The following is an 18,601-nucleotide window of genomic DNA, read 5'->3' on the forward strand; positions in this document are numbered from 1 at the left end:
GCGTCAGACCTGCATGATTTCCTGCTGCTTCTCTGACAGCATTTCATCGACTTGATCGACATAATTATCTGTCAGCTTCTGGATAGTGTCTTCCGCCTTCTTGCGGTCATCTTCTGAAAAGTCGCCATCTTTTTCGGCGCCCTTCGCGTCATCCATGCCATGTCGACGGACATTGCGGATCGCGATCTTTGCATTTTCGCCATAGCCTGCGGCCACTTTTGCCAGTTCCGCGCGGCGTTCTTCTGTCAATTCAGGGATCGGAACCCGGACAATACCGCCGTCTACGACTGGATTGAGACCCAAGCCAGAGTTGCGGATCCCTTTTTCGACGGCTTTGACATTCGTTGTATCCCAGACCTGAACGCTGAGCATTCGCGGTTCCGGTGTGCTGACCGTACCAATCTGATTGATCGGCATCGAGGCGCCATAGCTTTCCACCATGACCGTATCGAGCAAGCTTGTATGCGCCCGACCCGTCCGCAGTCCCGCAAACTCATGCTTTAATGCATCAAGTGCACCCTGCATGCGTTTTTCCAGGTCTTTCATATTTGGCGCCGCCATCTCTATCTCTCCTCCATCATCGGGACGGTTATCCCGACCTCTTCTCAACTATAAGCCAGTCGACATTATATCGCTAAACAACTTCTGTGAAACATCCTTCTTTTTTAAGGACGCGGGCGAAGGCCCCTTCTTCCTGAATGGAAAACACAAGAATGGGAATATTGTTCTCCCGCGCAAGCGAGATTGCAGCCGCATCCATCACCTTAAGATCCTTGGAAAGGACCTCCAGATGAGAAAGTGTTTCATACCGCTCCGCATCGGGATGCTGACGCGGGTCCTTATTATAAACCCCGTCAACATTCGTTCCCTTCAAAAGGGCATCGCATTTCATTTCAGCCGCCCGAAGCGCGGCAGCGGTATCAGTTGTAAAATAGGGGTTGCCTGTACCGGCTGCAAATATGACGATGCGGCCTTTTTCAAGGTGACGTTCCGCACGGCGGCGAATATAGGGCTCACACACCGCAGACATTGGGATGGCAGAGAGGACCCGGCTATCCATGCCCAAGGCCTCTATCGCGTTTTGAAGCCCAAGAGCATTCATCACAGTCGCCAGCATTCCCATATAATCTGCACTGGAGCGGTCCATTCCCTTGGCTGTGCCGGAAACGCCGCGGAAAATATTTCCGCCGCCAACCACGACGCAAACCTCAATCCCCATATCATGGGCGACGCCGATATCCTTGGCTATTCGGGAAACTGTCTCAACGTCAATACCATATTGCTGATTTCCAAGAAGTGCTTCACCAGAACATTTCAGGAGAACCCTGCGGTACTGAGGCTTATTCGACATATTCTTCCCCACAACTCGTACATATGGTTAACGGCATCGGCAAGACAGCATACAGAAAAAGTATGATTTGAAAAGCCGCGAAGCCGCACATAAAAATATGGCGGTCTCTGGAGGAGACCGCCATAAATTCTTCATCTTACCGCGTTTATTGAACTGCGGCGGCGACTTCGGCGGCGAAGTCGCTTTCTTCCTTCTCGATCCCTTCGCCAACGGCATAGCGAACCATGCCGGTAACTTCGATCGGGCTACCAATTTCCTTGGCAACATTTTCGATCGCGGCTTTAACAGAATTTTCGCCATCAATCACGAAAGTCTGCTCCAGCAGGACAACATCCTTGTAAAACTTGCTGAGGCGTCCTTCAACCATCTTGGCGATAATCTCTTCAGGCTTGCCGGATTCACGGGCCTGCTGCGAGAGAACCGCACGCTCACGCTCAACCGCTGCCGGATCGAGATCCGCAACACTGATCGACTGCGGGCTTGTTGCCGCGACATGCATGGCAATCTGCTTACCCAGTGTCGCAAGTGCCGCCGTGTCGCCTTCACTTTCGAGGGCAACCAGAATACCAATTTTGCCAAGGCCATCGGCAACGGAATTATGCACGTAAGTGGCAACAACGCCGTTTTTAACACTGAGCTGCGCCGCACGGCGAAGCGCCATGTTTTCGCCGATGGTGGCGATGGCATCGGTCAGCTTTGCCTCTACGGTGTCGGAACCGCCCGGGAAGGTTTCCGCCTTGATCTGATCAATATCACCACCCTTTTCGGCGGCAATCGCGGCAATACCGCTCACCAGTTTCTGGAAATCTTCATTACGACCAACAAAGTCAGTCTCAGCGTTCACTTCAACCACCGCACCGGAGGTGCCGCTGGCAGCAACGCCGACAAGACCTTCCGCCGCGACGCGGCCAGACTTCTTAGCCGCAGTGGCAAGACCCTTGGTCCGCAGCCAATCGATCGCCGCGTCCATATCGCCGTCTGTTTCTTTCAGCGCTTTTTTACAATCCATCATGCCCGCACCGGACCGAGTGCGGAGTTCTTTAACCAGTCCCGCTGTAATAGCAGTCATCATTCTTCCTCGCGTTTGATTTCTTAAAGTGGGAAAGCGCCCTATTCCCTACATAAATAGGAACGCCCCTCTCAAATTTAAGACGCTGGCGCGTTTGCCTCGTCACCGTCTGCTTTTTTTGCTTCAGGTTCCGCAGCGGTTTCCTCAGCAGGAGCTGATTCCTCAGCCTTTTCGGCAAGGGCTTCTTCAGCTGGCAGCTCTTCTACCATTGCCGGAGTTTCTGCAGCACCCAAGTCAGTTCCCTGACTTGCCATTTCCACGGAGATGCCGTCAATAACGGCCTGCTTGAACAAATCGCAGTAAAGGCTGATGGCACGGAGAGCGTCGTCATTACCCGGGATCGGATAGGTGATGCCATCCGGATCAGAGTTACTATCAAGGATCGCAACAACCGGAATACCAAGCTTGTTAGCTTCCTGTACAGCCAGTTCTTCCTTGTTGGTATCGATCACAACGATCACATTCGGCAGACCGCCCATTTCCTTAATACCACCGAGCGCGCGTTCAAGTTTGTCGCGCTGACGGGTCTTTTTCAGGATTTCCTTCTTGGTCAAACCTGTATGTTCCCCCGCGAGCTGCTCTTCGAGCTGGCGCAGCTGCTTGATCGACCCTGAAACTGTCTTCCAGTTGGTCAGCATACCGCCGAGCCAGCGATGGTTGACATAGAACTGGGCGCATTGTGTGGCGCTTTCTGCAACGACGTCAGATGCCTGGCGCTTCGTGCCGACGAACAGAACACGTCCGCCGCCTGCGACTGTATCGCGCACAACTTTCAGCGCCTGATAAAGCATCGGCACTGTCTGTTGCAGATCGAGAATATGAATTTTGTTACGAGCGCCGAAGATATAAGGACCCATTTTCGGGTTCCAGCGACGTGATTGGTGACCAAAGTGAACACCAGCTTCCAAAAGCTGACGCATGGTAAAAGTTGGCAGAGCCATTCTGCAATCTCCTTTTCCGGTTGAACCTCCGTGAGCAGCGGTCCAAAGGATTATCCTTAGAACACCGGAAGGGAAAGACCAACACAGCCTTACCCAAAGCTCACGTGTGAATTTAACAGGTCGCTAAATAGGCCCCTCCGCCACCTTATGCAAGGGAAAAATGCCGATTTATCGACAATTCCAACACAAGTGCCTAAATATCGTGAACGTCGATCACGCCAAGGGCGGATTTTAGGGCCTGGCGCACCTCTGGCGTAATGTTTGCCTGATCAGAGAGGTCAAATTCAACTTCCTTCGCCTCCGCCTCAAGATTGAGGACAAACGCAACACGTCCCCGCCCTCGTCCGCCTTGTTTCAGGATCGTTGCGACTTCGGCAAGAGGCTTGTCATCATTCGCAAAAATACGCACGCCATCGGCAATCGTAGCCGCCATGGATTCTAACCGTTGCAAGCTCTGGACTGTCAGCCGAGGTTGATCATTATCAAGGTTTCCGGTCACCCGTAAAACAAGCGACTGCCCCACAACCAGAAGATCGCGATATTTTTCAAGAGTCTCGGAAAACATCGTGACCTCATATGCGCCAGTCGCATCAGAAAGCTGGACAAATGCAAGCGGTTTTCCTTTTCGCGTTCGAAGCTCTCGCTTGCCCATGACAGTACCCGCAAGCATCCCGGCACTTTCGGCCGATCCAAGTCCCGCCAGATAACTCACGGACGTGCGCACACCGGCTTTATCAAGGGTTTTTTCCCAGGCATCGAGCGGATGGCCGGAGAGATAAAAGCCAATGGCATCAAATTCCTGCTTCAGTTTCTCCATTGATGTCCACGAGGACACCTCGGGCAGGTCAGGCCGCACCACCAGGGATTCCGCCGCGCCACCGAAGAGGTTCACCTGACCCGATCCACGTTCCTCCGCCGATTGTTGCGCCTGTCGCAGCAGGACCTCGATTGAGGTAAATACCTGTGCCCGATGATCCAGAAGGTCGTCGAAGGCGCCGGCCCGAACAAGGTTTTCCGCCTGTCGTTTGTTCATATGCTTCGGGTTAAGTCGTTCAGCGAAGTCAAACACGTCTTTGAAGGTGCCATTTTCCTCACGCTCCCGCACGATTCCGGCCATCGCCTCCCGCCCGACATTCTTGACCGCCGCAAGAGCATAACGCACAGCCCCTTGATCGCCATCAAACTCCACAGAGAATTCCACCTCTGAATTATTTAGGCACGGCGGATACACGGGGATTTTCATCCGATCCAGATCCTGACGGAAGATATTGAGCTTATCCGTATTGTTCATATCGAGGCTCATGGAGGCGGCCATGAACTCCACCGGATAGTTCGCCTTGAGCCAAGCAGTATGATAGGAGACAAGTGCGTAGGCAGCAGCATGCGATTTATTGAAACCATAGTTCGCAAATTTCGCCACCAGATCGAAAATATGGGTGGCATCCTTCGAAGAAACCCCTTTTTCCTTGGCGCCTTTCGCAAAAATGGCGCGCTGTAGATCCATTTCCGACTGAATTTTCTTACCCATCGCGCGGCGCAGAATATCAGCATCGCCAAGACTATATCCGGCAAGTGTTCTGGCAATCTCCATCACTTGTTCCTGATAGATGATGACGCCGTAAGTTTCCTCCAGCACAGGCTGCAGCTTCGGGTGAAGATAGTCCGGCTCTTCCTCTCCATGTTTACGGCGAATATAGGTCGGGATGTTCTCCATCGGTCCGGGGCGATAGAGCGCGACGATAGCGATGATATCCTCAAAAGCATCGGGGCGCATTTTCCGGAGCATGTCCCGCATACCGGAACTTTCAAGCTGGAAAATACCGATGGTATTCCCGGTTGAGAGAAGTTCGAACACAGCGGGATCATCAAGCGGTACTTTTGCGTAATCGACCTCGATCCCCCGGCGCGCGAGCAACGCCTTGGCACGGTCGAGCACCGTCAGGGTCTTGAGCCCGAGAAAGTCAAATTTCACAAGCCCAGCAGTTTCCGCGTACTTCATCGAAAACTGTGTCACGGGCATATCGGAGCGCGGATCACGATAGAGCGGGACAAGTTCATCGAGTGGCCGGTCGCCGATCACCACACCGGCGGCGTGGGTCGAGGCATGACGATACAGCCCTTCAAGTTGCAAAGCGATTTCCAAAAGCCGGGCAACGTCCGCATCATTCGCACGCTCTTCACGGAGGCGCGGCTCGGTATCCAATGCCTGTTGCAGGCTGACCGGGTTGGCCGGGTTAGCGGGGATCATTTTACTGATCCGGTCGACCTGACCGTAAGGCATCTGCAAAACACGCCCCACATCACGCACTGCCGCCTTGGCCTGCAGTTTACCAAAGGTGATGATCTGCGCGACCTGATCATGACCGTATTTATCCTGCACATAGCGGATTACCTGTTCGCGCTTGTCCTGGCAGAAATCAATATCGAAGTCGGGCATGGACACGCGCTCAGGATTGAGGAAACGTTCGAAAAGCAGCCCGAACCGAAGCGGATCGAGATCGGTGATGGTCAGCGCCCAGGCCACCACGGAGCCCGCACCCGACCCACGGCCCGGCCCCACCGGTACGTCATGTTCTTTCGACCATTGGATAAAATCGGAGACGATCAGGAAGTAGCCCGGAAAGCCCATTTCATTGATCACACCGATTTCAAACTCAAGGCGATCAAAATACTCAGCCGACTTGGCCTCTCGCTCCTCCTCCGTCATGTTCTCTGTGAAGACTTCATTCTCAAGCCGGACTTTAAGTCCCTCAGTTGCCATCGCGGCAAGTTCGCCCGCCTCGTCTCGCCCATCCGCTGAGGAAAAGGCTGGCAAGATCGGATCGCGTGTGGGTGAGGCAATGGCGCAACGCTGTGCAATCACCAACGTATTGTCAATTGCCTCCGGCAGGTCAGAGAATAGATCGACCATCTCCGCTTGCGACTTGAAATAATGCTCAGGCGTGCGTTTGATCCGGTTCTGGTCTCCGACATACTTTCCCGTTGCTATACAAAGAAGCGCATCATGCGCCTCATACATTTTTCGGTCAGAAAAAAAGACCTCGTTGGTCGCCACCAAGGGAATATCAAAATCATATGCGATTTTAAGGAGACCTGGCTCAGTCATCTGTTCCAGCGGAAGCCCGTGGCGTTGAATTTCCATGTAAAGCCGGCCATCGAATATTTCGACAAGCCTTTGAGCATATCCCTCCGCTGTCTCCAGTTGATCCGACGCGATCAATCGGCCAATAGGTCCTTCCGCTCCTCCGGTCAGACAGATGATACCCGCAGAGTTCGCCGCGAGAATCTCAAAAGGAACCTGCGCTGTCTCCCCTGATTCTGTTTTGAGGAATGCATGTGACGTCAATTTCAGGAGATTGTGATATCCCTCCTCATCCTGCGCCAACAACACTATGGGGTCTGGTTCAGGTCGTCGACCACTCCGATCGACACCATCTTCTCGCAAAACCGCAATCTGGCAACCAATAATCGGCTGCACGCCGCCGCCCATCATCGCCAAGGAAAACTCCAAAGCACCGAACAGGTTGCTGGTATCCGTGAGCGCCACTGCCGGCATCCGGTTGTCCGCGCAAAGCTTCTGAAGCTGCTTGATCTGTACCGCCCCTTCCGAAAGAGAATAGGCGGAATGGACACGTAAATGCACGAAGCGGGGATCATTCTGGGCGGTGGACAACGGCAGATTTCCAATCTGTGATTTCAGCCGTCCCACTATTACATGTCCTTCTCTAAAGGTCAGGTCCTGACAGACTCAACCGATAAATTTCTTGTGGATAACTCCCCTCTTGCTGCCATTAGGCCGCGATATTAATTCTCAACCAGTCAAGCCGGTCACGATATCCGCCCAAAACACCATCATGCCTAATGCCCCCGCAAAAGCCGCACATTCAAATCCACTCTTTATGATCCGGTCGATATCCATGATTGCTACTCCTTCTATCTGTTGACGGTCATAATGTTCTCGATTTGTTCTTATGTCAACCTGCTTTTCATCAAAAGATTTAATCTCCCTAGTTAGTTGATTTAATTAAAAAATAAATGGGGAAATAAACAGAAAGAAGGAAAACACACTTACTTAGACAAAGCTTTCGCATCATCCTTCTGCGGCCACGCAATCAGCGAACTTCCCGCCTCCGGCGTACTGTCGGAGGCAAGATAGGTTGTTGTCGACGGGAAGGCGAAATCGGCACCGCGCGCCCGAACTATCCCGACGATTTTCATCAGGACTTCTTCCTGAACACGGAGGAATTCCGGCATACTGCCGACATCCACATAGGCGTAAATTTCAATGTTAAGTGAATAATCGCCCAGCTCGACAAACCGGACCCGGAGGGGATCGGCTTTTACCTGGATGTGATCTTCAAGATATTTATGGATATCATCAATGATTATGGTCAGTTGCGCTTGCGTCGTTTCATACCTCAATCCGATGCGATGGCGGAGATGAAACTGATCCCGGCGACTGAAATTTGTAATCTTGCGCTTGGCGAGATCCGCATTCGATATGGTAATGACCGTCCGATCAAGCGCTCGTATCCGGGTGGAGCGAATACCAATGGATTCAACCGTGCCAGACAGGTTGTCAAACTGACAAAACTCACCAACCCGCACCATCCGGTCCGCATAAAGAATAATGCCACCAATCAAGTTTTCAATGGTTGGCTGGGCGGCAAGCGCGATCGCCAAACCACCCACACCAAGTCCGGCAATAACGCCATAGACAGGAATACCGATCTGCGTAGCGCCATAGCCCATGATGATGAGTGCCACCGTACAGGAAAATACACGGAAACCAGTCCGCAACAGGCTCGCGTCGATACTGCCCGTTGGCACCGCCGGGTTTCTGATGGCTGAAGAATAGAGAAAATTCAACAGCTGATACGTCAGCAACGCAACGCAGGACCAGACAATGGCCGTCGTTACCGTGCTGATTCCCTGCATCAATCCGCCGGTAATATTGATCTGCCCATTACAAAGGTAACGATACAACAAGGCGAGGAATATAATGGCGCTAAAGGAAATCATCTGCCGGATTTGGTGGTGCGCGGTTACCTCTTCCTCCTCACTCCGTCTGGACCTTCGGAGAAGGACTGCGGGCAGACCCGCAAACAGGAGCGTCAAAATAGCCAGCATCGCCCACTGCCAAACCGTCTGATTATAAAATTCCTTCTGCAACCAGTCTGGCCCTGCAATCAGGAAGTCATACCATTTCGGGGCGACAGAATCCGCCCGGCGTATAGATGTAGTAGTTATAAAGATCTTCCGTCCGATCATGTTTCAGCGGGAAAGTTTTTATTGTTTCATAATCTTCCGGAATACGTTCAACAGTTTCCTTGGAAAAGAGAAAGGCTCCCTGCTCTGCCCCCGGCTGCACCCGCGCAATGACAATATTTGTTCCAGGAACCGACCAGCTTGAAGGCAGCGTTTTAAGATCGGCGGCAGCAGGAAAGATACCTACTTCATAGCCTGGAATATCGACCAGTTCAGGAAGGTCAATCCTGTCAAATATTTCAAGGAGCTGGAGAACGGTTTCAATGCTCACATGTTCACGCGCACTGGCCGGCACTGCGCTTAAGTCAAACGTCTGCGACGCTTTTTCAAGGATCGCCTGAACCATACCAAGGCGCCGATCATCGGCCGGGCTTAAAAATACAGTATCACCTTTCGCGTAATCGTCACGAACATCAAGCCAGATATTGCGCGCCTCGCCCAAGAGGAAGAGAAAGCTCTCAATCGTTGCACGCGGACTAGAAGTATCAGGCGGCGATATCGGGTTTTCCAGCAGATATTTTTTCTGGGACCGGGACGGATCCGGATGAACATCCGGCACGATAGAGGGGTTGATCGTCTCACTAACTTCCGTTTGCTGCGCTGTGGCGGGCGGCACCATCCCTATAAACAGGGCACAAAGCACTGCCCCCACGGCAAGAGTTAGTTGCCGTAAAAATCCGGTGACGTTTTCGATCGAAAATTGGTTCGACATACTATCCCATACCCAATGTCATTTAGAGTTAATGAGATATTGACGAAAACTGCTTTAAATTATGTTAACTAAAGCCTTTCAACGAAGAAAATTGCCCCCTACCTTGAGAACAGGCACAAGTCGCAAAAAATGAAGGTTATTCAATAACCAAGCTGTGATCATGGACACGGACAATGCGGTCCATACGGCGTGCGAGATCAGTATTATGAGTCGCGACCAGAGCTGCAACGCCGCGATCACGGGTCACATCGAGGAAATATTGAAACACCATCTCCGCCGTCTGCTCATCAAGGTTTCCCGTTGGCTCGTCGGCCAGCAGAATGAGCGGATCATTTGCGAGCGCCCGGGCAATGGCAACGCGCTGCTGTTCCCCACCGGAAAGCTTCGCCGGACGATGGCCGAGCCGCTCCGCCAGCCCCATCCGGGTCAGGAGTTCCGTTGCATGTTCTTTTGCTTGTTTCTTGGGGACACCGGAAATCAGGTTCGGCATCATCACATTTTCAAGCGCCGAGAACTCGGGTAGCAAATGATGGAATTGGTAGACAAACCCAATCTTGTCGCGGCGGACTTCTGTGCGTTTATTATCCCTTGCCTTGCTGCAATCGACGCCATCGATAATGACCGATCCACTTGTCGGAGGCTCCAACAATCCGGCAATCTGCAGAAGGGTCGATTTACCCGAGCCCGACGGGCCGAGCAGCGCGACAATTTCGCCGGGGTGCAATTCAAGCGCTACTTTTTCGAGAACGAGCAGCTTCTCCTGCCCTTGCGCAAAAGTTCGACCAATATTCTCGAGTTTGAGGACAGGCTCACTCATAGCGCAACGCCTCTACAGGATCGAGCCGAGCCGCGCGCCAGGAAGGGTAAATCGTCGCAAGCAATGAAATGACGAGAGCCATAATCACAACAGTTGTCACTTCCATCGGGTCGACTTTCGCCGGTAAATGGGAAAGGAAATATATCTCGGCGGAGAAAAGCTCGGCGCCGGTGATCCCCTCAATCAATTCCTTGATCTTATCGATATTCATGCAAAACCCGAGGCCAAGCAAAAAGCCAAACAGCGTTCCCACAACGCCAATGCTGGCCCCCGCAATAAAAAAGACGCGCATGATCATGCCGCGTGTCGCCCCCATAGTGCGAAGGATCGCTACATCCCGCCCCTTGTCCTTCACCAGCATAATCAGGCTGGAAATAATGTTGAACGCGGCGACAAGGATAATCAGGGTCAGGATCATAAACATGACGTTCCGTTCAACTTCAAGCGCATTGAAAAAGCTCGCCCGGGACTGCTGCCAGTCATAGATAAAGGCGCGGATATTTACGGCCTGAATAATTTCGCGGCGGATTTCAAGCGCCTTATCGGGGTCAACTGCGAACACTTCAAGCGCCGTCACCCCCTCGCCCAATCTGAAATAGCTCTGTGCGGCTTTCAGCGACATATAGATATAGCCGCTGTCATACTCATACATGCCCGTATCGAAGAGCGCGGCGACATCATAGGTCTTGACACGAGGCATTGTCCCAAAGGCCGTCGGGGTACCATTAGCGGAAATGAGCTTTACCTTATCACCCGCTGCAACACCCAAAGTGCGCGCGAGCCGATACCCAAGAATAACAGAATTATTCTCGCCAAAGCTCTCAAGCGAGCCATCGATAATATTGGAGGAGAGCACATCAAGGGATGCCAGCTGATTTGGCGAAATGCCGCGTACAAGGGCACCACTTGCCTCTTTGCCGGACGCCATAACCTGCCCTTCGACTATCGGGGTTACGCGCACGACATCAGGGATATCCGCGAGACGGGCAACAACACCGTCGTAATCGACAAGCGTATCCGGCGCAGGCGCACGCACTTCATAATGACCATTAAGCCCAAGAATGCGATCGAGCAGTTCTGCGCGAAAACCATTCATCACAGACATGACGATAATCAGGGTCGCAACACCAAGACCTATTCCTAGAAAAGAGAAGGTGGCGATGACGGAGATAAACCCCTCCTGCCGCCGGGCGCGCAAATATCGAAGCGCCATCGTCCATTCAAACCGGGAAAACACTAGTTCTTGCCTGCCAACAATTTTAGCGCGTCTTCAACGGAAAGTTCCTGCTTTTCCCCCGTACGGCGGTTTTTCACCTCAACAACTCCGGCCTTGACCCCGCGCGGGCCGATCGTTGCCTGCCAGGGAAGCCCGATCAGATCCATCTTGGCGAATTTCTCACCAGCCCTGCCTGCCGTATCATCATAAAGGACATCAACGCCAGCATTTTGCAGTTTACCATAGAAATCATCACACGCCGCATCGCAGGCGGCATCACCACCCTTGAGGTTGATCAAGCCAACCTTGAACGGCGCAACACTCTCCGGCCAGATGATGCCGTCATCATCATGGCTCGCCTCGATGATGCCACCGACGAGACGGGAAACCCCGATACCATATGACCCCATGGAGACCGTGACATCCTTGCCTTCCGCCCCGGCAACCGTTGCGCCCATGGCGTTCGAATATTTATCACCGAAATGGAAGATATGCCCAACCTCAATCCCGCGACGGGTGACAAGATCATCACTGCTTACATCGCATTTCTCCGGATCATGCATATCGTCGGCCGCGGCGTAAAAACTGGTCCACTGATCAACAATTTCCTGCAACTCCTCCGCCGTGTAATTATCGCGGTCTGGCGTTTTCTGCGCGAGAAGGTCTTTATGGTAGAACACCTCACTCTCGCCGGTATCCGCGAGGACAATAAATTCATGGGACAGGTCGCCGCCGATGGGTCCGGTTTCTGCACGCAACGGAATAGCATTCAGCCCAAGCCGCGCAAATGTTTTAAGGTAAGCCACGAACATATTGTTATAAGCCGTTTTAGCGCCTTCATAATCCAAATCAAAGGAGTAGGCATCCTTCATCAGGAATTCACGCCCGCGCATAATCCCGAAACGCGGCCGCACCTCGTCACGGAACTTCCACTGGATATGATAAAGATTAAGTGGCAAGTTCTTGTAGCTTTTTACATGGTTGCGGAAAATATCCGTCACCTGCTCCTCATTCGTCGGACCATAGAGCATATCGCGCTCATGCCGATCGGTGATCCGCAGCATTTCCTTGCCATAGTCATCATAGCGACCGGACTCCCGCCAGAGGTCAGCTGGCTGAATGGTCGGCATCAGAATTTCGAGTGCGCCGGCCCGGTCCTGCTCTTCGCGCACAATCCGTTCGATATTTTTCAGCACCCGAAAGCCCATCGGCAACCAGCTATATATCCCGGCTGAGGATTGCTGGATCATTCCTGCCCGCAGCATGAGCCGGTGAGAGACAATCTGCGCCTCCTTCGGGTCTTCCTTCAGGGTCGGGAGAAAAAAACGGGACAAACGCATGGGGGCCTCGGCTCAATTACACGGAGTTGATTAGATTTCTGACTTTTAACGGGATTCACAAAGATTGCAAGGACTTCGCCCTATTGATACCGCTTGCGGCATTCTTTGGCGATGGCATTCTGCGCTGGATCTGTAAGTTCCTGACCATTGTAGAGAAGCCGGCCCGATGCGATATCATATTCCACCGTTCCTACATATACATCGGCATTTGCAAGCTTTGGATTATAGTTTCTAAGTAAGTCTTTAAACGGCAAGGACAAATCAATAAAAATGCGATCCGGGATCTGTATCTGGCTGCCGTTCAAATCGGCGGGCGCAACTGGTTTTCCATGGACATCGACACCCGGTTTATAGGCGACATCAGGATCAGGCGTATATTTCACGATCCGCTCGCAATCCTTGCGGGACACTTCCATCCGGACATCTTCCGCCATAGCAGAGCCTACAAATCCGATCAGAAATAACAGGACAAGGAAAGATCGGATCATGAGTTCATTCCTTTATATATTCTGAAAAAATGCACGTAGATCAAACAGTTCCAATTCAAATATCGTCCAGATAATGATGAATATCAGGGTCGTTATGACAGTGGTCATGGCGAACTTCGTCCAGATTCTGGGGTTGATCGGTGCGCTTTCAACTGTTCCCGGCTCAATCTCTTCGTCTTCCTCCCCTTGCGGCCTTACACCGAAGGGCAGCACGGTGAACAAAACCACCATCCAGGTAATGCAGAAAATAACAATGCCGCCAACAAAAGACATTTGCGCGCCCTATACCTGTTCCAACTCGACCAGCGTTCCGCTGAAATCCTTCGGGTGCAGGAAAAGCACCGGCTTTTTATGGGCTCCGATCTTGGGTTCCCCATCGCCCAGGACACGTGCGCCCTTGGCTCTCAGACGGTCCCGCGCCTCGATAATATCCTCAACTTCATAGCATACATGATGAATGCCACCGGAAGCGTTCTTCTTCAAAAACCCCTCAATCGGAGAGTTTTCCCCTAGTGGATGCAGCAATTCAATTTTCGTGTTTTCGAGTTCGACAAAAACCACGGTCACGCCATTTTCCGGCTCGTCCTGAGGCGGGCTTACCTTCGCACCAAGTGTGTCACGGTAAATCGTTGCCGCCGCGTCAAGGTCCGGCACGGCAATGGCAACATGGTTTAAACGTCCAATCATCTTTCTTAAATCCTTACTCTTCTTCAAATCTGATTACGTAAATATCAGTTATCGGCCGCCGACCGGCCAACCGGCGAAAAACCCGCCGCACCGCGTTATGCGCTGTTTCCTCGACCCGATCATCATCCATTTTATCCTGATTTTTCAGCTTACTATGGTTGATTTTTATCTGTTCACGTAACTCTTTCTGCAAATCGGGAAACAAATTTTCATCCAACACACCTCGCAGGCGAATGATCGGATCTTCCGTTATCTGGCCCTTTTCATTGACGATGACAACCCCGCTTACACTGCCATTATAAACAAGGCGCCGACGGGTTGTCAGGAATTCCCCGTCAAGCGGCGTCAAACCGCCCGCATCGACTGCAAGCCGACCTGAAGGGACATTATCTATAATCTCGGCATTACCCGGGGCTAACTTCAGGACATTGCCATTTGTAATTTCAATAGCCTGTTCAACACCAAGGGACAACGCCAACTCGCAATGCGCGCGGATATGACGCGCCTCCCCATGCACCGGAATCGCAATTTTTGGCTTCACAATCCTGTACATATCGGTCAGCTCTTCCCGCGCGGGATGACCGGAAACATGAACAAATTCATCGGCTTCGGTGATCACATTAACACCGGATTCCGTTAATTGGTTATGTAGTCCGTAAAGCGATTTTTCATTTCCCGGTATAACCTTAGAGGAAAAAATGACAGTATCACCTTCGGAAAGTTCGATATGGGCATGCTCCCCACGTGCAATGCGGGCCATGGCACCGCGGGGCTCCCCCTGACTTCCCGTACAGAGCAGCAGGATTTTATCGCGCGGAATATGTCCTGCATTTTTCTCATCAAGAAACGGCGGCAAGTCGTTAAGGTAACCCGCCTTTTTGGCGGCCCCCGTCATACGGTGTAATGATCTGCCAACAAGGACGACATGTCGGTCGTGACGCTCCGCTACATAAGCGATGGTCTTGAGGCGGGCGATATTGGAGGCAAAGGTTGTGACGGCAATGCGGCCCGTTGGAATATCTCGCAGCAGCGCGTCAAGACTTTCCTGAACTGCAAGTTCGGAGCCGGAGACGCCTTCTTTAAAAACATTTGTGGAATCACAAATCATGGCGAGGACGCCCGCTTCGGAGACTTTCTGCATCTTGGCAAGATTACTCGCGGGGCCAACGACGGGATCGGGATCGAGTTTCCAGTCGCCACTATGCAACACCCGGCCATAGGGCGTCGTAATCATCAGGGCCTGCATCTCCGGGATAGAATGGGTCAGGTCGACAAAATCGATATGATAGTCGCCAATGGCCATGGAACTGCCCGGCGCAATTACATTCACTTCCACCTCGTCCCCGAGTCCCTCCTCCGCTAGTTTGAGTGCAAGTATCTCGGCCGTAAAGGGGCTGGTATACACAGGGCAGCGAAACTGCGGCCAGAGACGTGCAACGGCGCCGACATGGTCCTCATGCGCATGGGTGACAATAATCGCCAAAAGATCATCACGGCGATCTGCGATCCAGCCTGGATCGGGCACAATGACATCAACGCCCGGCGCGCGATCATCGGCGAAGGAAATCCCGCAATCAATCATCAACCATTTACCGTTACAGCAATAAAGATTGAGGTTCATGCCGATCTCTCCGCTACCGCCGAGCGGGAGAAAATAAAGGCCTTCCTTAAGCGTCGTATCAAGTTTGGTCATAAAGACTTTCAGCTATTTCGATAAAAAATTTCAACCAATCCGGCAAGCGTGAGATCGCCATTAACGATCTCAATCTTATCCGTACCCTTCGAGAAGAGCGGCGCGAGACCACCGGTTGCCACCGTTTTCATGTCCGAACCATATTCTGCGCGGATACGGCTGACGAGCCCCTCCACCATCGCGATATATCCGCAGTAAATGCCTGCCTGCATACATTCAATCGTATTCTTGCCAATCACGCGACCAGGCGCTTCCACAGCGATACGGGGGAGTTTAGCTGCCGCCCGGTAAAGCGCATCAAGGCTGAGATTAACACCGGGCGCAATAACACCGCCGATATAATTTCCTGTCTCATCGACAACATCGAAGTTTGTTGCTGTGCCAAAGTCGATCACAACAAGCGGGCCGCCATAGAGGGAGTGGGCACCCACAGCATTGACGAGACGATCCGCCCCGGCCTCCGACGGACGATCGATCAACGGCGTCATGCCAAGATCGACATTCGGCTCCCCAATTACGAGCGGGGTCACCCCAAAATAGCGCCTGCAAAAGCCCTTGATATTGAATAATGTTTCCGGGACAACCGTCGCAACGATTGCATGTTTCACATCTTTCAGATGTAGTCCGTCAATGGCCATTGCCTGACTGAGCCAGACGCCATATTCCTCGGCAGTGCGAGAGGCAGATGTTGATATCCGCCATTCATTGACCAATTCCCGCTCTTTATAGGCCGCGCAGGTTATGTTCGTATTTCCGACATCAATCGCCAGTAACATCAAGGCCTCCTATTAAGTACGGGCTGAGGGAACTATAAACACTTCTCCCGCTGTGATCAGTTTTCTTTCACCATTATCCATCGAAAGGATCAGCGCGCCGTTTTCATCCAAATCCGTGAACACACCTTCCAGCGTCTCCTTGGAAAGTTTTACAGTTATTCGGCCACCGAGCCCTGTTGCATTAGCCAGCCATTCCTTCCGGATTGGAGCAAATCCTTCGCGTTTCCAGATCATATAAAGATCGTAGAAGGCCTTCGCATATGCCGATAGGACCTCAGGAACAGACACATCCGCCCCAACCTTTTTAAGGGAGATCGCAGGTAGCCCATCCGTATGTTCCGGATAGGTTGCGATATTAACCCCCGTCCCGACAATGACATAGCTCATCTGCCCATCGGGTTTCGTTTTACTCTCAAGAAGAATGCCCGCCGACTTATGCCCGTTAATAAGGACATCGTTTGGCCATTTAAGCCGGACATCAACATCGGGATTCACAAATTCAGAGACGGCCCGGCGGATGGCAAGTGCCGTCAAAAAGGAAAGGCGCGCGGCAGAAGACGGATCACATTCAGGGCGTATTACCAACGAACAATACAGATTGCCTTCGGGGCTTGACCATTGCCGACCACGTCGACCAACGCCCCGCTCCTGCCTTTTCGCCCAGACGATAGCTCCTTCGGCATCTCCAGCATCTGCAAGCTTGAGAGCCTCGATATTCGTGCTACCCGTCGTTTCAAGGACCGTAAGCGTATAAAACGGCGGGAGATCAATCCTGCCATCGGAAGTCTGGGTCACGGGAATAGCACAGCCGCCGCAGCCTGGGCGCCATCAAGCAGCGGTCCCGGAAAGATGACGAAGAAGGCAATAAACAGCCCCGACGCCGCCATGATGATCGACTGTGTACGGCTAGCCGGCTCAAATCCTTCCGTCGGATCGTCGAAGTACATGATCTTCACAATCCGAAGATAATAATAAGCACCGACAACAGAGGTAACCAAGCCGATCACGGCAAGCGGAATAAGCCCGGCATTGACCGCCGCGATGAAAATGTAGAATTTCCCGAAGAAACCTGCAAGCGGCGGAATTCCTGCCAAGCTGAACATAAAAATGAGGAAGAAGAACGCCATCCAGGGCTGCGTCTTGCTGAGGCCAGCAAGCTCCGAGATATCCTCAACCATACCATCTCGATGACGCATTGAAAGGATACAGGCAAAAGTCCCGATATTCATCACCACATAGATCGACATATAGATCAGGACGCCCCGCACCCCTTCTTCAGTTCCTGCGGCAAGGCCAACAAGTGCATAGCCAATGTGCCCGATGGAGGAATAGGCCATCAGCCGTTTGATATTCTTCTGGTTGATCGCAGCAAAGGCTCCCAGAATCATCGATGCGATGGAAACGAATACAATAATCTGTTGCCATTGTTCGACCAGTTCGCCAAAGGGAGTAACGAATACGCGCAGGAACAGGGCGATTGCCGCCACTTTCGGCGCGGCCGCGAAAAAGGCCGTCACCGGCGTCGGCACCCCTTCATAAACATCAGGCGCCCACATATGGAACGGCACAGCGGACACCTTAAAGGCAAGGCCCGCAATCATGAAGACCATACCAATCAGAAGGCCGATGCCCGCCTCTTCTTCTCCGCTGGTGAAGAGGTTGGCGAGAACATCGAAGTTTGTCGTGCCCGTAAAGCCGTAGATCAGGGAAACACCATAGAGCAGCATGCCCGAGGAAAGGGCACCAAGAACGAAATACTTAAGGCCCGCCTCGGTCGAGCGGACGCTGTCGCGCTTGAAGGCCGCGGTCACATAGAGTGACAGGCTCATCAATTCGATACCCATATACATGGTCATCAGGTCATTTGCCGAAACCATGACCATCATACCAAGCGTGGCAATCACGATCAGAATCGGGAACTCAAAGCGAACCAGCTTCTCCCGTTTATTAAAATCAATCGACATGATGATGGCCAAGGCAGAGGCGCCAAGGCACAGCGTCTTCATAAAGACCCCATAGGCATCATCGCGATAAAGTCCGCCGAATGTGGTAATGGTGCTGTATCCGTCAAACTGGACTAACAGCCCGGCCACAATGAAAGACAGTACCGACAGCCAAGAAATCAGGCTTGTCGACTTGTTTCCCCGAAACGCGCCGATCATCAAGAGCGCCATGGCGGCACAGGCGAGGAATATTTCCGGAAGTGCGATTGAAAAATCAGGCAAAACCATTTCTTTAAACCT

17 protein-coding genes are annotated in these 18,601 nt (G+C 52.3%); all 17 read right to left on the reverse strand.

From position 1 onward, the window contains the following. Nucleotides 1-3: 3 nt before the first annotated feature. The gene (gene frr, locus AC0L73_RS01380) at nucleotides 4-561 is read right to left on the reverse strand and encodes a ribosome recycling factor (protein WP_227952188.1); all 558 of its coding nucleotides are present in this window, start codon (nucleotides 559-561) and stop codon (nucleotides 4-6) included. A 73-nt stretch (nucleotides 562-634) separates the two neighbouring features. Next, on the reverse strand, nucleotides 635-1,351 hold the full coding sequence (gene pyrH, locus AC0L73_RS01385) for a UMP kinase (protein WP_227952189.1): 717 nt from the start codon (nucleotides 1,349-1,351) through the stop codon (nucleotides 635-637). A gap of 145 nt (nucleotides 1,352-1,496) precedes the next feature. Continuing rightward, on the reverse strand, nucleotides 1,497-2,420 hold the full coding sequence (gene tsf / locus AC0L73_RS01390; RefSeq protein ID WP_227952190.1) for a translation elongation factor Ts: 924 nt from the start codon (nucleotides 2,418-2,420) through the stop codon (nucleotides 1,497-1,499). A 77-nt stretch (nucleotides 2,421-2,497) separates the two neighbouring features. After that, nucleotides 2,498-3,361, reverse strand: a complete 864-nt coding sequence (gene rpsB / locus AC0L73_RS01395; protein ID WP_473654698.1) for a 30S ribosomal protein S2 — start codon at nucleotides 3,359-3,361, stop codon at nucleotides 2,498-2,500. A gap of 193 nt (nucleotides 3,362-3,554) precedes the next feature. Further along, nucleotides 3,555-7,061, reverse strand: a complete 3,507-nt coding sequence (gene dnaE, locus AC0L73_RS01400; protein ID WP_473655402.1) for a DNA polymerase III subunit alpha — start codon at nucleotides 7,059-7,061, stop codon at nucleotides 3,555-3,557. A 368-nt stretch (nucleotides 7,062-7,429) separates the two neighbouring features. Further along, nucleotides 7,430-8,533, reverse strand: coding sequence for a mechanosensitive ion channel family protein (locus tag AC0L73_RS01405; protein ID WP_473654699.1), 1,104 nt, complete (start codon nucleotides 8,531-8,533; stop codon nucleotides 7,430-7,432). A gap of 25 nt (nucleotides 8,534-8,558) precedes the next feature. Then, a complete protein-coding gene (locus AC0L73_RS01410; protein WP_473654700.1) occupies nucleotides 8,559-9,341 on the reverse strand; it encodes a hypothetical protein in 783 nt (260 codons plus the stop codon). A gap of 136 nt (nucleotides 9,342-9,477) precedes the next feature. Continuing rightward, nucleotides 9,478-10,158 carry an ABC transporter ATP-binding protein gene (locus AC0L73_RS01415; protein WP_227952193.1) on the reverse strand — a complete coding sequence of 227 codons (681 nt, stop codon included), beginning with the start codon at nucleotides 10,156-10,158 and terminating at the stop codon, nucleotides 9,478-9,480. Further along, nucleotides 10,151-11,371 (reverse strand): lipoprotein-releasing ABC transporter permease subunit, encoded by a 1,221-nt coding sequence (locus AC0L73_RS01420; RefSeq protein ID WP_473655403.1) that lies wholly within the window; start codon nucleotides 11,369-11,371, stop codon nucleotides 10,151-10,153. Before AC0L73_RS01420 ends, AC0L73_RS01415 begins: the two co-directional genes overlap by 8 nt. 23 nt (nucleotides 11,372-11,394) lie before the next feature. Next, the gene (gene proS / locus AC0L73_RS01425) at nucleotides 11,395-12,714 is read right to left on the reverse strand and encodes a proline--tRNA ligase (RefSeq protein ID WP_473654701.1); all 1,320 of its coding nucleotides are present in this window, start codon (nucleotides 12,712-12,714) and stop codon (nucleotides 11,395-11,397) included. Nucleotides 12,715-12,794: 80 nt separating this feature from the next. Next, nucleotides 12,795-13,202: a hypothetical protein gene (locus AC0L73_RS01430; RefSeq protein ID WP_227952196.1), complete on the reverse strand. Its 408-nt coding sequence runs from the start codon at nucleotides 13,200-13,202 to the stop codon at nucleotides 12,795-12,797. Nucleotides 13,203-13,214: 12 nt separating this feature from the next. After that, on the reverse strand, nucleotides 13,215-13,475 hold the full coding sequence (locus AC0L73_RS01435) for a DUF1467 family protein (RefSeq protein WP_227952197.1): 261 nt from the start codon (nucleotides 13,473-13,475) through the stop codon (nucleotides 13,215-13,217). 9 nt (nucleotides 13,476-13,484) lie between these two features. Continuing rightward, nucleotides 13,485-13,889 (reverse strand): methylmalonyl-CoA epimerase, encoded by a 405-nt coding sequence (mce, locus tag AC0L73_RS01440; protein ID WP_227952198.1) that lies wholly within the window; start codon nucleotides 13,887-13,889, stop codon nucleotides 13,485-13,487. A gap of 13 nt (nucleotides 13,890-13,902) precedes the next feature. After that, a complete protein-coding gene (locus AC0L73_RS01445; protein WP_473654702.1) occupies nucleotides 13,903-15,582 on the reverse strand; it encodes a ribonuclease J in 1,680 nt (559 codons plus the stop codon). A gap of 8 nt (nucleotides 15,583-15,590) precedes the next feature. Beyond that, the gene (locus AC0L73_RS01450) at nucleotides 15,591-16,358 is read right to left on the reverse strand and encodes a type III pantothenate kinase (protein WP_227952200.1); all 768 of its coding nucleotides are present in this window, start codon (nucleotides 16,356-16,358) and stop codon (nucleotides 15,591-15,593) included. A 12-nt stretch (nucleotides 16,359-16,370) separates the two neighbouring features. After that, on the reverse strand, nucleotides 16,371-17,153 hold the full coding sequence (locus AC0L73_RS01455) for a biotin--[acetyl-CoA-carboxylase] ligase (RefSeq protein WP_227952201.1): 783 nt from the start codon (nucleotides 17,151-17,153) through the stop codon (nucleotides 16,371-16,373). Beyond that, nucleotides 17,150-18,589 (reverse strand): NADH-quinone oxidoreductase subunit NuoN, encoded by a 1,440-nt coding sequence (gene nuoN, locus AC0L73_RS01460; protein WP_473654703.1) that lies wholly within the window; start codon nucleotides 18,587-18,589, stop codon nucleotides 17,150-17,152. The genes AC0L73_RS01455 and nuoN overlap by 4 nt, the downstream gene beginning before the upstream one ends. Between the last annotated feature and the right edge of the window lie 12 nt (nucleotides 18,590-18,601).

Source organism: Sneathiella sp. D3-11, from assembly GCF_055809395.1.